Origin of the sequence: Streptomyces malaysiensis subsp. malaysiensis, assembly GCF_040653035.1 — a bacterium.
Lineage (GTDB): Bacteria > Actinomycetota > Actinomycetes > Streptomycetales > Streptomycetaceae > Streptomyces > Streptomyces malaysiensis.
Genome location: NZ_JBEZNG010000010.1, coordinates 219,856 through 235,650, shown reverse-complemented (window position 1 = coordinate 235,650; position 15,795 = coordinate 219,856). Strand labels below are relative to the sequence as shown.

Genomic DNA, 15,795 nt, shown 5'->3' with positions numbered 1-15,795 from the left:
TCCTGGCGGGGACGCCGGTCGTAGTGCGGAGCAGTGTCCGCCCGTGCTTGCACCGGCGAATACGGACCACGCGGCCTCCATGCTCAACGGTGTGGCGGCCGTTTATGCATCTTTGAACCGTTACTTCGGCCGCATATGGCCTATCTCACAGCCGCCTCAGGAGCAACGCGTCATACGCCGTTTCCCGGGCGGGGGTCCGTGTATCCCGGGGGAGCGGGAGTACCCCGCGCTCCCGCTCCCCCGGCTCCTCCTCCCAGAGGTTCCTACGGCGGGCCGCCCGGCTCCGGGCCCCGGTAGCCCGGCCGGGACGAGGCGTCGATGCCCACCTCGTAGCGGATACCGGAGTGGAGGACGTTGCCGGAGACCCGGGCGCCGGTCGAGTGTTCGGCGAGGCCGATGGCGTGGTGGGTGGGCGCGGCGAACACATTGCCGGTGATGGTCGCGTTCTGTACGTCCTCGAACATCAGGGCCTGGGAGGCGCGCAGCGTTTCACAGCGGTTGCCCCTGATGGTGAAGTCGGAGGTGGTGCCCCGGCCGTCGCCCTCGCCGTCGTTCGGGCCCTCGGCCATCAGGCACATGTTGTCCACCTCCAGACAGCGGTTGTCCTCGATGCGGACACGGTGGCTGGGCGGGGTGTCGCTGGCGAAGGTCTGCATGCAGTCGGCGTGCCGGCCATGGCTGTTGTCGGTGTCGCGGACGGTGTTGTGCGCGATGGTGAGATCGTCGCCGAAGAACCGGATGCCGTCGCCGTCCCCGCCCCTCGGGCCGATCACGGTGTTGTTCCGTAGGGTGACGCGGTGGCCGGTCAGCTCGATCCCGGGCGCCGCGGGGCGGATGGACCGGAACCCGTCGACGATCACATCGTCGGCCTCGATGGTGATGCCGTGCACGGAGTCCCCGCCCCCGGCGTAGGTGATCGGGTGCTCCCGGTCGCCGCCCTTGGTGATGACCAGCCGTTGCCGGGACAGATCGCCGTCGAAGCAGACGGTGTCCCCCGGCCTCGCCAGGCGCGCCGCCTCCCGCGGGGTGGTGGCGCGCACGGTGCAGCGCGCGGCCCCCTTCACGGTGGCGGGCCACATCCTCTGCGCGGCGGTGCCGGATCCGCCGTCCGTACCTCGCTCCAGGGGCCACGACGGGCGCGCCAGGGCGGCCAGGAGCGCGAGGACCGAGACGGCGAGAAAGCCGAGGACGAGTCTCCAAGTGATCCGCATGCCGGGAACCGTAGAGCCGGATCCCGGGGACCGGTCCCGACGTCAACGGTGCATTGCTGTCACCCGGTTCACTCCACCGTCACCATGCGCCCCTAGGTTCACTCCCGAGACACGGAAGGGCGTGATCCCCGATGGAGACGCACAAAGCACGGCGAAAGAGACTCGGACGCCGATCGGCACTGGTCGGCGGGGGAGTGGCGGTGGCGATCGGCGCGCTGATCGCCCCGCTCGTCGAGGCCCCCGCGGCGAGCGCGGCGCCACGGGCCGACGAGGTACGCCACCCCGTCGACCATGTGGACCCGCTGATCGGCTCCGCGGGCGGCGGCAACACCTACCCCGGCGCCAATCTGCCGTTCGGCATGATCGCCTGGTCCCCGACCAGCACCACGGGCGACCAGACCAACACCGCCGCGGCCAACGGCTATTCGTACGACACCACCCGGGTCCGGGGCTTCAGCCTCACCCATGTCAACGGCGCGGGCTGCCACCCCGGGGCCGCGGGCGATGTGCCGATCATGCCGTTCGTCGGCGAGGTCGACAGCTCTCCCACCGCCGACACCAAGGACCAGAAGTACGCCGCCACCTTCTCGCACGACAATGAGAAGGCCGAGCCCGGCCACTACCGGGTGGGGCTCGACTCGGGCGCGGCCGCCGATCTCGCGGTGAGCGAGCGGGCCGGTGTCGCCGACTTCTCCTTCCCCCGGGACGCCCCGGCCCGACTGCTGTTCCGCACCTCCAACTCCCTCAACGGCAGCGAGAACGCGCACATCGAGATCGACCGCGAGCGGCACAAGGTCACCGGCTGGGTGCTGACCGGCGCGTTCTGCGGACGGCGCGCCAACGGCGGCGAGAACAACCGCAAGACCTACTACCGCCTCTACTTCAGCGCCTCGTTCGACCGCGCCTTCTCCACCGTGGGCACCTGGGAGAACGACCGGCTCTCACCCGGCGCCACCACCGCGGACGGCGGCGAGGGCTATCTCACCGGCGCCGACCGGGCCGGGCGTGGCTCCGGCGGATACGTCGGCTTCGACACCACACGGGATAACGATGTCCGGATGCGGCTCGGCATTTCGTACGTCTCCCTCGCGGGCGCCGAGGCCAACCTCCGCGCCGAGATAGCGCCCCGGGCGAGCGTCGCCGATGTGGCGGCCGCCGGACGGGCCGCCTGGGACCGCCGGCTGCGCGCCATCCGCGTCAGCGGCGGCAGCGAACCGCGCCGCACCGCCTTCTACACCGCCCTCTACCACGCGCTCCAGCAGCCCAACCTGATCAGCGACACCGACGGCCGCTACCCGGGCATGGACGGCACACCGCACCGCGTCGAGCGCGGGCAGACGGCGCAGTACAGCAACTTCTCCGGCTGGGACCAGTACCGCGCCCAGGTGCAGCTGCTCGCCCTGCTCCAGCCCCGGGTCGCCGGGGACTTCGCCCAGTCGCTGTTCAACTTCGCCCGGCAGAACGGCGGTGTGTGGGACCGCTGGGTGCACATCAGCGGCGCCACCCATGTGATGACCGGCGACCCCTCCGCCGCCACGCTCGCCACCTTCTACGCCATGGGGGTACGGAACTTCGACGCCAAGGGCGCCTTCGACTCCCTCTACCGCCAGGCCACCGTCCCCCACCCCGATTCGCTCTCCGACAAGGGCTGCCCGGGGCAGTGCGAGGGCCAGCGCCCGGGCCTCGCCCAGTACCTGGAGTCGGGGTACGCGGCGCAGGACGCCTGCCACTGCTGGGGCGGTGCGGCGGAGACCCTGGAGGACTCCGTCGCCGATGACGCGCTCGCCCGCTGGGCCCGGCTGCTCGGCCGCGGCAAGGAGGCCGATGAGCTCGGCGCACGCGGCGGCTACTGGCGCAATGTGTTCAACCCCGAGGCCACCGGTACGGCCGGCTACAGCCAGGCCAGGAACCGGGACGGCTCCTGGGTGACCCCCTTCGACCCCGCGTCCGACCGGGGATTCGCCCAGGGCAGCGCGGCCACGTACACCTGGATGGTGCCGCAGGACGTCCAGGGGCTCGCCGACGCCATGGGCGGACGCGAGAAGGCGGCGGCCCGGCTGGACGGCTTCTTCCACAAGCCCGACGGCTCCTGGTCGGTCCGCGGCGGCGATCCGCTCCGCTACGACCCCACCAATGAACCGGGCATCCACGCCCCCTGGCTCTACAACGCGCTCGGTCAGCCCTGGAAGACCCAGGAGACGGTGCGCCAGATCGTCGCCAATGTGTACGGAACCGGGCCTAAGGGGCTGCCCGGCAATGACGACCTGGGCACCATGTCCGCGTGGTACGTGTTCGCGGCGCTCGGCCTCTACCCCCAGGCCCCGGGGCGTGCCGAGGCACTGCTCACCGGTCCGCTCTTCCCTCGCGCCGTGGTCGCCCCGGCGGGCTCGCGGCACGCCCTCACCATCGACGCCCCGGACGCCTCCGACACCGACTTCTATGTGCACGCGGTGCGGGTGAACGGCAAACCGCACAACACCTCGTGGCTCGACGGCTCGTTCATCCGCCAGGGCGGTTCGCTCTCCTTCGACCTGGCCGACCGGCCGGACACCACCTGGGCCACCGACCCGGGTCGGCTGCCTCACTGACGCACTGGGCCGTCGCGCAGGCGAACGTGTCCGCGCGGACATGGGCCATGGGCCGGCCCGCCACCCGGGCACCCGGTCGGACCGGGACCCACGCACGGTGAGCGGGCCGGCCCACTCATAGCCCTTGTCCTCCGCATGGAGCGTCAGAGGGTCCGTCAGTTCCTGGCGTGGCTCATCGGGGCCGCTCACCGTCGCCGCGGGTGCGCCGGAGGGTGAAGGTGTCCACGGGCTCGACGCGGCCGTAGAGCCCGGTGACCGCGTAGTAGGTCACCGACATCGTGGTGAGGCCACCCGGTTCGGTGCCGGGGTCGACGGTGAACGCGGCGAAGCCATAGGGGTTCACCCGGTCGCGCACCGCCGACCACGGGGCCGCCTCCGTCACATAGACCGGGCTCTTGTGGCCGTTCGCGCCGGTCGCTCCGACACCGGTGATGACATTGCACCGCGGGGTGTCGAACAGGACGTCCATCGACGGCACCGAGGTGCCACCGCCACCGATGACCATATGGACGGTTCCCCCGGTGGTGTCCACCAGATCGGTGCGGGTGGCGGCGGGGGTCGGTGTCATCGTGTCGCTGGGCTCCTGGCCACGGATCGGGTGGGAGCGCTCGTAGTGGTGTTCATGGCCGCAGACGACCAGGTCGACGCCGTAGGTGTCGAAGAGCGGCAGCCACTCCTCCCGGATGCCGAGGTCGGCGCCGTTGCCCGGGTGGTCGGCCGTGGAGACGACCACCTGGTGCATGACGACCACGATCCAGTCGATGTCCCGGTCGGCCCTGGCCCGTGCGAGCTCGGCCTCCAGCCAGCGCCGCTGGGCCCCGCCGGAGTAGCCCCGCACATAGGTGTTTCCGGCGTCCTGGTAGGCCACGTCGTCATTGGCCAGGCTCACGACGCGCACCGAGCCGACGGTGAAGGCGTACCACAGCCCCTCGGTCTCGGCGTCGCCGCCGTTGCCGGGCAGTGAGAAGTACGCCTGGTAGGCGGCGAATCCGATCGGCCCGTTGCCCAGCTCGTTCTCGTGGTTGCCGGCCGCGGGCATCCACGGCCGGAACCGCGAGGACCGGCTGGTCATATCGAACCAGTCCGACCAGGTGCGCAGCCGGTCCTCGGACAGATTGGCGTAGCACAGATCGCCGTTGATGAGGTGGAACAGCGGCGCGATCCGCTCGACGGCGGTGGTCACGTCATTGGCGTACGGCGAGCCGAGGTTGTCGTTGAGGTAGACGAGCTTCTCGGTGATCTTCGGCGGTCTGGGCCCGTTCAGCTTGCCCACCGTGGGCGTGCCCTGGTCGCCGAAGCTGGTGAAGGTGAACGGCGCCCGGCCGCCCGGCCCGGTGCGGAACGACCCCGCCTCGGGCGTCGCCCCGTCGTGGACGGCGGCGTAGACATAGCCGGTGCCGGGGCGCAGCCGGTTCAGCCGGGCGTGATGGACATAGATGGTCTGCCGGGACTTGGCGTCCTGGTAGGAGGTGGTCCGCGCGGTGACCTCGGTGCCCATGCCATGGGCCGGGGTGCCGAACATGACACGCGGCCGTTTCACCGGGACCGGTGTCTGCCAGGACACCACCACCTCCCGCGCGGCATCGGCCCCGAACTGGAGGTGCAGCCCGCTCACCGGCGGCATCCCGGACCCGTCGGGCCGGGTCCACAGCACCGGTGAGGCCGCCACCGCCTCCGGCTGGGAGATGAAGGTGCCCGCACCGGCCGCCGCCGCGCCTGCCGCGCCCAGCAGCCCCCGGCGGCTCACCCGGGGCGCCTTCGGTGTGATGGCCGTCGTCGGTGTGATGGCCGTCGTCGTCGGTGTGATGGTCGCCGTCGTTGTGGTGGTCGTGGCCTTCGGTGTCGTTGTCATGGGGGGAAGCTCCCACGCGCCCGCCGCCGCCGGACACCGTGCCACCGTGAACAGCGCGGCAAGGCGGGCTACCGGCGGACGACCGGACGGCGAACCCCGACAACCATCTCGGTGGACGGTGGCGGATGGACGTTGCCAGGGGCGGTGGCCGCGCAGCACGCTGTTCCCTGTGAACGATCGGGACGAGGAGCTGCGCGGGCTGGACGCGGTGCTGCGGGAGCTGCGCCACGCCCGGTACGGGCTGTACGGACCGCTGGTGCGGGAGCGCTTCCTGGACGGGCTGCCCGCGGAGGTCACCCCGACCGGCTACCGGGTGCTGCGCTTTGTCGAGGCCAGCTCCCCACCGCCACCCACCGTGTCCGACATCGCCGCGCTGCTGCTCTCCGACCGGGCCCGCGCCGTGCGCGTCGTGGACCGGCTGACGGCGGCAGGGCTGGTCACCCGGGTGCGGGACACCGTGGACCGGCGGATACGGAGGGTGGACCTGACCGACGCCGGGCGCCGCCATATCGGCCTGGCGGCCGCCCGGCGGACCCGGCTGCTGGGCGAGGCCACCGCGGACTGGCCGGATGAGGACCTGGCCCGGCTGACCGACTTCCTGGAGCGGCTCAACGCCTCCGTGGCACGCCATCTGCCGGGGGCCGGCGCATCCGATGTGTCCGGCGCAGCCGATGTGCACGACGTGTCCGACGCAACCGACGTGCCCGACGGCCGGTGATCGAGCCTCGGACGCCCGGAAGTCCCGGAACAGCGGATTGGTGTCGAGGTGTCCGACGAGGCGCTCTCGACCGGGCGGTGGATGCCCCACCCGCGGTGGACACCTTTCCGCGGGCATACGAAGCCGCCGCCACCGGACGCCCCTGACCCGAGGGCCGTGGGACCGGTGGCGGCGGCTCGCCGTCGCTGTCGGCTCAGACGAGGGCGACCAGCAGATCGCCGCCCTCCACCTGCTGAATCGTGTTGATGGCGAGGCGCGAGACCGTGCCCCCCTTCGGGGCCGCGATGGTGGCCTCCATCTTCATCGCCTCGATCGTCGCCACGGTGGCCCCGGCCGCCACCTGATCGCCCTCGGCCACCACCAGCGTCACCACACCCGCGAAGGGCGCCGCCACATGGCCGGGGTCGCTCCGGTCGGCCTTCTCGGTGGCCGGTACGTCCGAGGCCGCCGAGGTGTCCCGCACCTGGACCGGGCGCAACTGCCCGTTCAGCGAGGACATCACCGTACGCATCCCGCGCTCGTCGGCGTCGCCGATCGCCTCCAGCTCGATCAGCAGCCGGACCCCGGGCTCGAGGTCCACCGTGTACTCCTGCCGCGGGCGCAGCCCGTAGAAGAAGTCCTTGCTGTCCAGCACGCTGGTGTCGCCGTGGGCCTGCCGCTGTGCCTCGAACTCCTTGGTCGGGCCGGGGAACAGCAGCCGGTTCAGCGTGGCCCGCGGATCCTTCTCCAGCTGCTCCCGGTCCTCGGCGGACAGTTCCGCCATCGGCTTGGCGGCGGCGCGGCCCTCCAGCGCCTTGCCGCGGAACGGCTCGGGCCAGCCGCCCGGCGGATTGCCCAGCTCGCCGCGGAGGAACCCGATGACCGAGTCCGGGATGTCGTACCGGCCCGGATCCGCCTCGAAGTCCTCGGGCGACACACCCGCCCCCACCAGGTGCAGCGCGAGATCGCCGACCACCTTCGACGACGGGGTGACCTTCACCAGATGGCCCAGGATCCGGTCCGCGGCGGTGTACATCGCCTCGATCTCCTCGAAGCGGTCGCCGAGGCCGAGCGCGATGGCCTGGGTGCGCAGATTGGACAGCTGACCACCGGGGATCTCATGGTGGTACACCCGTCCGGTCGGCGAGGCCAGGCCCGCCTCGAACGGTGCGTAGATCTTGCGTACGGCCTCCCAGTACGGCTCCAGGCCGCCGATCGCCTCGAGGTCGAGCCCGGTCGGCCGGTCGGAGTGGTCGGTGGCGGCCACGATCGCCGAGAGCGACGGCTGGGAGGTGGTGCCCGCCATGGAGGCCACCGCGCCGTCCACCGCGTCCGCACCGGCCTGGACCGCCGCGAGATAGGTGGCGAGCTGACCGCCCGCGGTGTCATGGGTGTGGATGTGCACCGGCAGGTCGAACTCCCTGCGCAGCGCGGACACCAGCTTGGCCGCGGCCGGGGCGCGCAGCAGCCCGGCCATGTCCTTGATGGCCAGCACATGCGCGCCCGCGTCCACGATCTGCTCGGCGAGCCGCAGATAGTAGTCGAGGGTGTAGAGCGTCTCGGAGGGATCGGACAGATCGGAGGTGTAGCAGAGCGCCACCTCGGCGATCGCGGTGCCCGTCTCCCGTACCGCGTCGATCGCCGGCCGCATCTGCCCGATGTCGTTCAGCGCGTCGAAGATCCGGAAGATATCGATCCCGGTGGCCGTGGCCTCCCGGACGAAGGAGGTGGTCACCTCGGTCGGATACGGCGTGTAGCCCACGGTGTTGCGGCCGCGCAGCAGCATCTGGAGACAGATGTTGGGCACCGCCTCGCGCAGCTTGGCCAGCCGCTCCCAGGGGTCCTCGGCGAGGAAGCGCAGCGCCACGTCGTAGGTGGCCCCGCCCCAGCACTCCAGCGACAGCAGCTGCGGCACGGTCCGCGCCACCACCGGGGCCACGGCCAGCAGGTCCCTGGTGCGGACCCGGGTGGCCAGCAGCGACTGGTGCGCGTCCCGGAAGGTGGTGTCGGTGACACCGATCGTGGGCGACTCGCGCAGCCATCGCGCGAAACCCTCGGGACCGAGTTCGGTGAGCCGCTGCTTGGTACCGGCGGGCGGTTCGGTGTCCGGCACCGGGGGCAGCTTGGTGGTCGCGTCGATCAGATGCGGCCGCTCGCCGTGGGGCTTGTTCACCGTGACATCGGCGAGATAGGTGAGCAGTTTGGTGCCGCGGTCGGCAGAGTGACGCGCGGTCAGCAGATGCGGCCGCTGTTCGATGAACGACGTGGTGACCTGCCCGGCCCGGAAGTCCGGATCGTCCAGCACCGCCTGGAGGAACGGGATGTTCGTGGACACGCCGCGGATGCGGAACTCGGCCACCGCGCGCCGGGCCCGGCCGACCGCGGTGGTGAAGTCCCGCCCCCGGCAGGTCAGCTTGACCAGCATCGAGTCGAAGTGCGCGCTGACCTCCGCACCGGCGTGGGTGGTGCCACCGTCCAGCCGGATGCCCGAACCGCCCGGCGAGCGGTACGCGCTGATCATGCCGGTGTCCGGGCGGAAGCCGTTGGCCGGGTCCTCGGTGGTGATCCGGCATTGCAGCGCCGCGCCCCGCGGATACACGGTGTCCTGCGTGAGGCCGAGGTCGGCCAGCGTCTGACCGGCGGCGATCCGCAGCTGTGCCTGGACCAGGTCCACATCGGTGATCTCCTCGGTCACCGTGTGCTCGACCTGGATCCGCGGATTCATCTCGATGAACACATGGTTGCCCTCGCGGTCGAGCAGGAACTCCACCGTGCCGGCGTTGCGATAGCCGATCTGCCGGGCGAACTTCACCGCGTCCGCGCAGATCCGCGCCCGCAGCTCCGGATCCAGATTGGGCGCCGGCGCCAGCTCGATCACCTTCTGGTGACGCCGCTGCACCGAACAGTCGCGTTCGAACAGATGGATGACATCGCCCTGCCCGTCGGCGAGGATCTGCACCTCGATATGGCGGGGCTCCACCACCGCCTTCTCCAGGAAGACCGTGGGATCGCCGAAGGCGGACTCCGCCTCCCGGGCCGCCGCCTCGATGGACTCGCGCAGCGTCTCGCGGCGCTCGACCCTGCGCATCCCGCGCCCGCCACCACCGGCGACGGCCTTGACGAACACCGGGAAACCGAGCTCGTCCGCGGCCCGGACCAGCTCGTCCACATCGGTCGACGGCTCGGACGAGCCGAGCACCGGCACCCCGGCCGCACGGGCGGCGGCCACCGCGCGCGCCTTGTTCCCGGTGAGCTCCAGGGTCTGCGCGCCGGGCCCCACGAACGTGATCCCCGCCTCCTCGCACGCGCGCGCGAGTTCGGGGTTCTCGGACAGGAAGCCGTATCCGGGGTACACCGCGTCCGCGCCCGCCTTGCGCGCCGCGCGGACGATCTCCTCGACGGAGAGATAGGCCCGCACCGGATGGCCGGGCGCACCGATCTCGTACGCCTCGTCGGCCTTGAGCCGATGCAGCGAGTTGCGGTCCTCGTGCGGGAACACGGCGACGGTTCTCGCGCCCAGCTCATAGCCGGCGCGAAAGGCGCGAATGGCGATCTCTCCACGATTGGCGACCAGCACCTTGCGGAACATGCCCGATCCCTTCTACCTGCTGCCCGGTACCAACACACGCTTGTCGGCGAACCCTACTGCCGCGTTCCACATGGCACGCCCGGGGTGTGATCGAGTTCTCGTGGATGGTGTGCGGCATGGCATCCGGTCCTCGATATCCATGATCGCCTGGATACGCAGAGTGGCCCTCCGGCCGCGCCGGGTGGTGCTATACATGGACCCGGAACGCCGCTTCAACGCTGGGATCGGTGGGGGATGGAGCCAGGAGCCATCGGCGTCGGGGTGCGCGCGGCCGCCGCGGCGGCCGGTCCGCTGATCCGCAGACTGTTCGCCCAGCCGGCCCCCGGGGCCGAGCTGGTGCACCAGCCGGTGCGGATCTCCGGCCTGGTGGCCTGGCAGGGGGAGAAGCGGACCCTGACCGAGGACGACGTCCGCGAACTGGTCGAGGAGCTGGTCGAGCGCGCGGTCACCGGCGATCCCCACGAGCGAGCCGTACCCGAGGACGAGCGCCGGGCCGTCACCGACGCGCTGACGGTGACCCTGTTGGCCCTGGGCCATATCGGCATGGGCGACGTCCAAGCGGTGCGCCTGGGGTATCGCACCCTCGCGCACACCCTCAAGAAGCGGGCCCCGCAGGCCACCCGGCAGCTCAGCGCCGACGGCACCCATCTCTGCAACAGCCTGCTGGACCTCAGCTGTCTCCAGATCCTCAACGGCCCCTGGACGCCGCCTATCTGAGCTTGGAGGCCACGGCCCCGGTAAGACCGCGCTGTTGCAGTGGCTCGCCACCACCGCCGCTCGCCGCGCCTTCCCGCCCGAGCTCGACGAGTACAACGACTCGCCCTGGTGGTCCCGGCGCCGTCGCGCTGAACCGGCCACCCACCGACGACCGGCTCAGCCGCCCGGCGGGGCGGTCCGGCCGCCGTGGATCTCGGCGAGGGCGGCGCTCGCGGCCGCGGTGGACGCGCGGTCAGCCCAGGGCCCGGTCCAGGTTGAACGCGGCGCTGATGAGCGCGAGATGGGTGAACGCCTGCGGGAAGTTGCCGATCTGCTCACCGGTGCGGCCGATCTCCTCCGCGTACAGCCCGACGTGGTTGGCGTACGTGAGCATCTTCTCGAAGGCCAGCCGCGCCTCGTCCACCCGTCCGGCCCGGGACAGCGCCTCGACGTACCAGAACGAGCAGATCGAGAAGGTGCCCTCCGCCCCGCGCAGCCCGTCCGGGCTGACCGTGGGGTCGTAGCGGTAGACCAGCGAATCGGACACCAGCTCCTCGCCCAGCGCGTCCAGGGTGGACAGCCATTTGGGGTCGGTGGGGGAGATGAACTTCGACAGCGGCATCATCAGCACCGAGGCGTCGAGCACCTCCTCGCCCTCGCGCTGTACGAAGGCGAGCCGCCGCGGCGACCAGCCGCTGCGCATGATCCGCCGGTAGATGTCATCGCGCGCCCGCGACCAGCGGGACATGTCCGCGGGCAGGCCGCGGTGGCGGGCGATGCGCATCGCCCGCTCGATCGCGACCCAGCACATCAGCTGCGAGTACAGGAAGTGCTGCGGTCCGGAGCGGGTCTCCCAGACGCTCATATCGGGCCGGTCCCAGTTGTCGCAGACCCAGCCGACCACCTCGCAGACGGCGTCCCAGTGGCCGCTCGACAGCGGCTGCCCCCATTTGTCATAGAGGTAGAGGGAGTCCACCAGCGCCCCGTAGATGTCCAGCTGGAGCTGGTCGACCGCCGCATTGCCGACCCGGACCGGGGACGAGCCCAGATGGCCCTCCAGATGCGGGAGCATCTGCTCGGGGATCTCGCTGCGGCCGTCGATGCCGTACATGATCTGGAGCGGGCCGCCGGGGCCGTCGCCCAGGCGGATGTCCTCGGAGAGGAAGCGCACGAACGCCTCGGCCTCCTGGGTGAAGCCCAGCCTCAGCAGCGCGTAGATGCAGAACGCGGAATCGCGGACCCATGCGTACCGGTAGTCCCAGTTGCGCTCACCGCCGATCTGCTCGGGCAGGCTGGTGGTCGGGGCGGCCACGATGGCGCCGGTCGGCGCGTAGGTGAGCAGCTTCAGGGTGAGCGCCGAGCGGTGCACCATCTCCCGCCACCGCCCGCGGTAGCGGGACTGCGAGAGCCAGCGGCGCCAGTAGCGCACGGTGGCGTTGAACAGTTCCTCCGCCTCCGCCTGCGGACAGTGCCGCGGCCGCACGGCGCCGCCGATCCGGTCCAGTGCGAAAACCGCGGCCTCGCCCTCGACCAGCTTGAACGTGGACACCGCATCGAGTCCGTCGGTCTCCACGGTGACGCTTGACGTCAGCGCAAGCGACAGCTCCGGGGACTCGAAGATCGTGAGCCCCTGCTCGGTGCGCACCGTGTGCGACTGCCGGGCGTAGTCGAACCGGGGCGCCACCCGCGCGGTGAACGGGAGCGATCCGCGTACGCACAGCACCCGGCGGATCAGCCGGTGCCGGTCCGCTTCGCGCGAGTCGTCCACGATCGGCATGAAGTCCTGGACCTCGGCGACCCCGTCGTCCGCGAAGAAGCGGGTGATGAGGATATTGGTGTCGGGGAAGTAGAACTGCTTCGTGCGGGCGGGCACATCCGGCGTGAGCCGGAACGAACCGCCACGGTCGGTGTCCAGGATCGACGCGAACACACTGGGCGCGTCGAACCGTACCGGGCAGTACCAGTCGATGGTGCCGCCCGTGTCGACGAGCGCGGCGGTGCGCAGATCGCCGATCAGACCGTGCTCGGCGATGGGCACATAGCGGGACGCGTCCGTCGGGTGGGGGCGGTTGCTCTCGGCGACGGTCATCGGAACCTCCCGCGCTGGGGGGAGGGGCTGGAAACCCTGGGTAGCGCAGACTCTCGATTCAGCATACGACCGACCGGCCGGTCCGGCGCAGCGCCCGGACGGCGGTACCGGGACCGGCGGCCACGCCCCGCATCGAGCGGGGTGCGCAGCGTATGCCACGGTGGCGCGGGCGCCACCGGCCTCGTCCTCCCTGGCGAAGGCCCAGGTCATGCCTCCGCGTAGCCGGCCGTCACGGTATGTGCGCGGATGTGCGGGAACGCCGTTCTCAACGGTGGGCGACGCTGGGCGCCGCCAGCCAGGACGCGACCGCCGCCGCGATGGGCTGACCGGTTTCCAACTCGACAAAGCCGAATTGGCCGCCCTGGTTGCACTCCAGGAACCACCAAACGCCCTCGGCGTCCTCGGCGAAGTCGAAGGCCCCGTAGGCGAGGCCGGTGAGCGTCATGTACTCATGGACGGAGCGCGCGATTCTGGCGGGCACATCGACGGCTTCCCAGTGATGTCCATGACATCCATAGCGCCCGTCCACCTGGCCGGAGGCGGCGGTCTTGCGAGCGGCGTATAACTCGCTGCCGACGCAGATCAGCCGGATGTCGGCCCGTTTGGGAATGTACCGCTGAAGAAGGGTGGCCCCGGCCGCGACATCGGAGAAATCCGTGTCCGGTCCGATGCGGGTCGTCGGCAGCGCGACCGGTGGATCGACGGAGGGCGGACCGGAGGCGGATTTCACCACGATGTCCGCGCACTGGATGGCGAAATCCCGCGCCGCGCGCGGATAGGTGGTGACAAGAGTCGATGGCACGGCGAAACCGCTGTGCTGGGCCACCCGCAACTGGAACGGTTTGTGGCGGGCCGGTTCGGCGGCCGCGGGATGGTTCATCCAGCGTGCCGTTGTCGCGTAGAGCATCCCGTACAGGGCCTGTCCGCACTCGGCCGTCAGCCACTCCGACGGATTCGGCGCGTGGGCGGCGGGCCGGCCCGGTCTGCGGACCCAGATGGACCGCACACCGTGGATGCTGACGAGACGTCCCTCGGTCGACAGATATCCCGTGAAGTCACCACGGTCGAATTCGGTCGACAGGGCAGCCTGATCCGGAAGGTCTGCCGGATCGAAACGCACCAGAGGGACGCCTTGTTCGCGCAGTTCCGCCACCACCAAGTCGGCGGTGACATCCTGGCGGCTCGTCAGGATGAGTACCGTCATCGACGTATGCGAACGTCAGTCGTCGAAGTGTGTCTTGGAGCCGGCTGTGGATGTGGTCGTGCCGGTCGCCAGCAGCACCGCCCGGTCGGCGATGGCGGGACGGCCGTCGGAGAGGACATTCAACTGCAAGGCGGCGCTATATGCGTAGGGAACACTGGCCGCCGACCGCTCGGCGGGGATTGCGTGCTTCAGTACGAAGGGCTGCATGAGTGACCTCTTGGTGCTCAATCTATTCGTCTGTATTCGTCTATCCACCACGCAACAGTACGTACTAAAAGTCTACGGCACTCTCTAGCAACGAGTTTGTCCCGTGTGTTGCGATATGAAGTGCGTCACAGGATCGGGAGGAACGTCAACGGAGGGGTCGAAGGGCACATATGCCTCGGGTAATGCGCCGTCGAATAGTCGGCGGACGCGGAGGGGAGCACCGGCCACCGAGCGCCCCCACGGACCCCGCGCGTCCGGCGGGCCGGGGAACGGCCCGCCGGGCGGATCAGACCGCGAAGAGCCGCTCGATGTCGGCGAACGCCTTGAACTCCAGGGCGTTTCCGGCGGGGTCGAGGAAGAACATCGTCCACTGCTCGCCCGGTTCGCCCTCGAAGCGCACATACGGCTCGATGACGAAGTCCGTGCCCGCCGCCCTGAGCCGCTCTGCGAGCTCCTGGAACTCCGGCACCGGGAGCACCAGGCCGAAGTGCGGTACGGGCACCTGGTGGCCGTCGACCGGGTTGGTTCCCGCGACACCGTCGCGCGGGGTCTTCGCCGGGCCGTCGCCCACCTGGTGGGTGACCACCTGATGGCCGCGGAAGTTCCAGTCGATCCACTTGGTGTCCGAGCGGCCCTGGGCGAACCCGAGCACCTTGCCGTAGAACTCACGGGCCGCGTCGAGGTCGTCGACGGGGATGGCCAGATGGAAGGGGACGAGGCCGGGGGAGTGTGCGGTCATGGTGTGCTTCCTTCGCTGCGGGAAGAGCGCGGGCCAGGTCAGGACGTCTGCCCGGCCTCGCGGTGGGTGACGCGGATCTTCGACTGGCCGTGCGGCAGCTCCTCCCAGTCCGCCATGAAGCGGGCCGCCAGACCGTGCTTCTCCGCCAGGGCGATGAGCGTATCGGTGCGGTAGTAGAAGTCTTCCCGCAGCACCTGGTGTTCCACGCCCTCGGTGCGGTCGAAGGTGAAGTCGAACCAGCCGCCCGGCGCCATGACACGGCCGACATGGGCCAGGCACTCCTCGATGACCGGCAGTGGCGAGTGCGAGAACACACTGTGCGCGTGCACCACGTCGAAGTGGGCGTCGGGCAGGAACCGCAGCGTCAGATCGCGGACCGGGGTGAGGGTGGGAACGCGGCTCTGGAGCCCGTGGCGCACCAGTGTGTCCTGTGCGGCGGCGAGGATCTCGGGCGAGATGTCCACGCCGTAGTAGTGGCCCGGCTCCAGATGGCCGATGAACCGCCAGCCCGCCCGCAGATTGCCGCAGCCGATCTCCAGCATCCGGTGCTCCGGCCGCAGACCGTGGCCGAGGAGATAGTCGAACTGCATCTCGCCCAGCGCCAGCCACCGGTCATGGCTGCGGCTGCCGACCGCCGCTTCCGGGCTGGTGCGGGTGTCGGACCGCATGACTGCGCGGTAGTACGCGACATGGTCCGGGTAGCGGTAGCGCAGCCAGGCGTCCCGGGTGGCGCGGACCAGATGGCGCGGGACGCGCTGCGGATGACGCAGCGCGTAGGAGACGCGGTGGCCGAGGGCGGAGCGATTGACGCTGAGGTTCTTGGCGGGCATGGGGACTCTCTCGGGCTCGAGGTGCGGACGCGGCGGTTTATGCGTTCCCGCGTCGCTCTGGTCGGTACCAGCCTCTGCGCCGTGGCGGCGGCG

At 70.6% G+C, this 15,795-nt stretch carries 11 protein-coding genes; 3 read left to right on the top strand and 8 right to left on the bottom strand.

All coding sequences use genetic code 11. The annotated features are described in order from the left end of the window. Positions 1-263: 263 nt before the first annotated feature. A complete protein-coding gene (locus AB0E24_RS22205; protein ID WP_359379235.1) occupies positions 264-1,211 on the bottom strand; it encodes a right-handed parallel beta-helix repeat-containing protein in 948 nt (315 codons plus the stop codon). A gap of 131 nt (positions 1,212-1,342) precedes the next feature. Between AB0E24_RS22205 and AB0E24_RS22200 the strand changes: the two genes are divergently transcribed. Further along, positions 1,343-3,799: a GH92 family glycosyl hydrolase gene (locus tag AB0E24_RS22200; protein ID WP_079256251.1), complete on the top strand. Its 2,457-nt coding sequence runs from the start codon at positions 1,343-1,345 to the stop codon at positions 3,797-3,799. A gap of 172 nt (positions 3,800-3,971) precedes the next feature. Here AB0E24_RS22200 and AB0E24_RS22195 read toward each other — a convergent pair whose 3' ends face one another. Beyond that, a complete protein-coding gene (locus AB0E24_RS22195; RefSeq protein ID WP_359379232.1) occupies positions 3,972-5,651 on the bottom strand; it encodes a purple acid phosphatase family protein in 1,680 nt (559 codons plus the stop codon). A gap of 169 nt (positions 5,652-5,820) precedes the next feature. Here AB0E24_RS22195 and AB0E24_RS22190 point away from each other — a divergent pair, with 169 nt between their 5' ends. Then, positions 5,821-6,369, top strand: a complete 549-nt coding sequence (locus AB0E24_RS22190; protein WP_069872186.1) for a MarR family winged helix-turn-helix transcriptional regulator — start codon at positions 5,821-5,823, stop codon at positions 6,367-6,369. A gap of 193 nt (positions 6,370-6,562) precedes the next feature. On the opposite strand, the gene AB0E24_RS22185 is transcribed toward AB0E24_RS22190, so the two are convergent. Continuing rightward, positions 6,563-9,937, bottom strand: coding sequence for a pyruvate carboxylase (locus AB0E24_RS22185; RefSeq protein WP_069872188.1), 3,375 nt, complete (start codon positions 9,935-9,937; stop codon positions 6,563-6,565). Between the two features lie 234 nt (positions 9,938-10,171). Between AB0E24_RS22185 and AB0E24_RS22180 the strand changes: the two genes are divergently transcribed. Next, positions 10,172-10,654 carry an NACHT N-terminal Helical domain 1-containing protein gene (locus AB0E24_RS22180; protein ID WP_347233723.1) on the top strand — a complete coding sequence of 161 codons (483 nt, stop codon included), beginning with the start codon at positions 10,172-10,174 and terminating at the stop codon, positions 10,652-10,654. 232 nt (positions 10,655-10,886) lie between these two features. Here AB0E24_RS22180 and AB0E24_RS22175 read toward each other — a convergent pair whose 3' ends face one another. The 5 genes from AB0E24_RS22175 to AB0E24_RS22155 all read right to left on the bottom strand — a co-directional run bounded on the left by AB0E24_RS22175 (position 10,887) and on the right by AB0E24_RS22155 (position 15,702). Next, complete coding sequence (locus AB0E24_RS22175; protein WP_079256248.1) at positions 10,887-12,722, bottom strand: glycoside hydrolase family 15 protein; 1,836 nt, start codon at positions 12,720-12,722, stop codon at positions 10,887-10,889. A gap of 265 nt (positions 12,723-12,987) precedes the next feature. Then, on the bottom strand, positions 12,988-13,926 hold the full coding sequence (gene tgmB, locus AB0E24_RS22170) for an ATP-grasp ribosomal peptide maturase (RefSeq protein WP_069872194.1): 939 nt from the start codon (positions 13,924-13,926) through the stop codon (positions 12,988-12,990). Between the two features lie 15 nt (positions 13,927-13,941). Further along, positions 13,942-14,133 (bottom strand): putative ATP-grasp-modified RiPP, encoded by a 192-nt coding sequence (gene tgmA / locus AB0E24_RS22165; RefSeq protein ID WP_069872196.1) that lies wholly within the window; start codon positions 14,131-14,133, stop codon positions 13,942-13,944. A gap of 286 nt (positions 14,134-14,419) precedes the next feature. Next, complete coding sequence (locus AB0E24_RS22160) at positions 14,420-14,872, bottom strand: VOC family protein (RefSeq protein ID WP_069872199.1); 453 nt, start codon at positions 14,870-14,872, stop codon at positions 14,420-14,422. A gap of 38 nt (positions 14,873-14,910) precedes the next feature. After that, on the bottom strand, positions 14,911-15,702 hold the full coding sequence (locus tag AB0E24_RS22155) for a class I SAM-dependent methyltransferase (RefSeq protein WP_093701596.1): 792 nt from the start codon (positions 15,700-15,702) through the stop codon (positions 14,911-14,913). Between the last annotated feature and the right edge of the window lie 93 nt (positions 15,703-15,795).

What these genes read in the sequence shown, in the direction of transcription:
- AB0E24_RS22160 (WP_069872199.1), bottom strand. Translation starts at nt 14,872, where the DNA reads ATGACCGCACACTCCCCCGGCCTCGTCCCCTTCCATCTGGCCATCCCC.
- AB0E24_RS22175 (WP_079256248.1), bottom strand. Translation starts at nt 12,722, where the DNA reads ATGACCGTCGCCGAGAGCAACCGCCCCCACCCGACGGACGCGTCCCGC.
- AB0E24_RS22195 (WP_359379232.1), bottom strand. Translation starts at nt 5,651, where the DNA reads ATGACAACGACACCGAAGGCCACGACCACCACAACGACGGCGACCATC.
- AB0E24_RS22185 (WP_069872188.1), bottom strand. Translation starts at nt 9,937, where the DNA reads ATGTTCCGCAAGGTGCTGGTCGCCAATCGTGGAGAGATCGCCATTCGC.
- AB0E24_RS22205 (WP_359379235.1), bottom strand. Translation starts at nt 1,211, where the DNA reads ATGCGGATCACTTGGAGACTCGTCCTCGGCTTTCTCGCCGTCTCGGTC.
- AB0E24_RS22180 (WP_347233723.1), top strand. Translation starts at nt 10,172, where the DNA reads ATGGAGCCAGGAGCCATCGGCGTCGGGGTGCGCGCGGCCGCCGCGGCG.
- AB0E24_RS22200 (WP_079256251.1), top strand. Translation starts at nt 1,343, where the DNA reads ATGGAGACGCACAAAGCACGGCGAAAGAGACTCGGACGCCGATCGGCA.
- AB0E24_RS22155 (WP_093701596.1), bottom strand. Translation starts at nt 15,702, where the DNA reads ATGCCCGCCAAGAACCTCAGCGTCAATCGCTCCGCCCTCGGCCACCGC.
- tgmB (WP_069872194.1), bottom strand. Translation starts at nt 13,926, where the DNA reads ATGACGGTACTCATCCTGACGAGCCGCCAGGATGTCACCGCCGACTTG.
- tgmA (WP_069872196.1), bottom strand. Translation starts at nt 14,133, where the DNA reads ATGCAGCCCTTCGTACTGAAGCACGCAATCCCCGCCGAGCGGTCGGCG.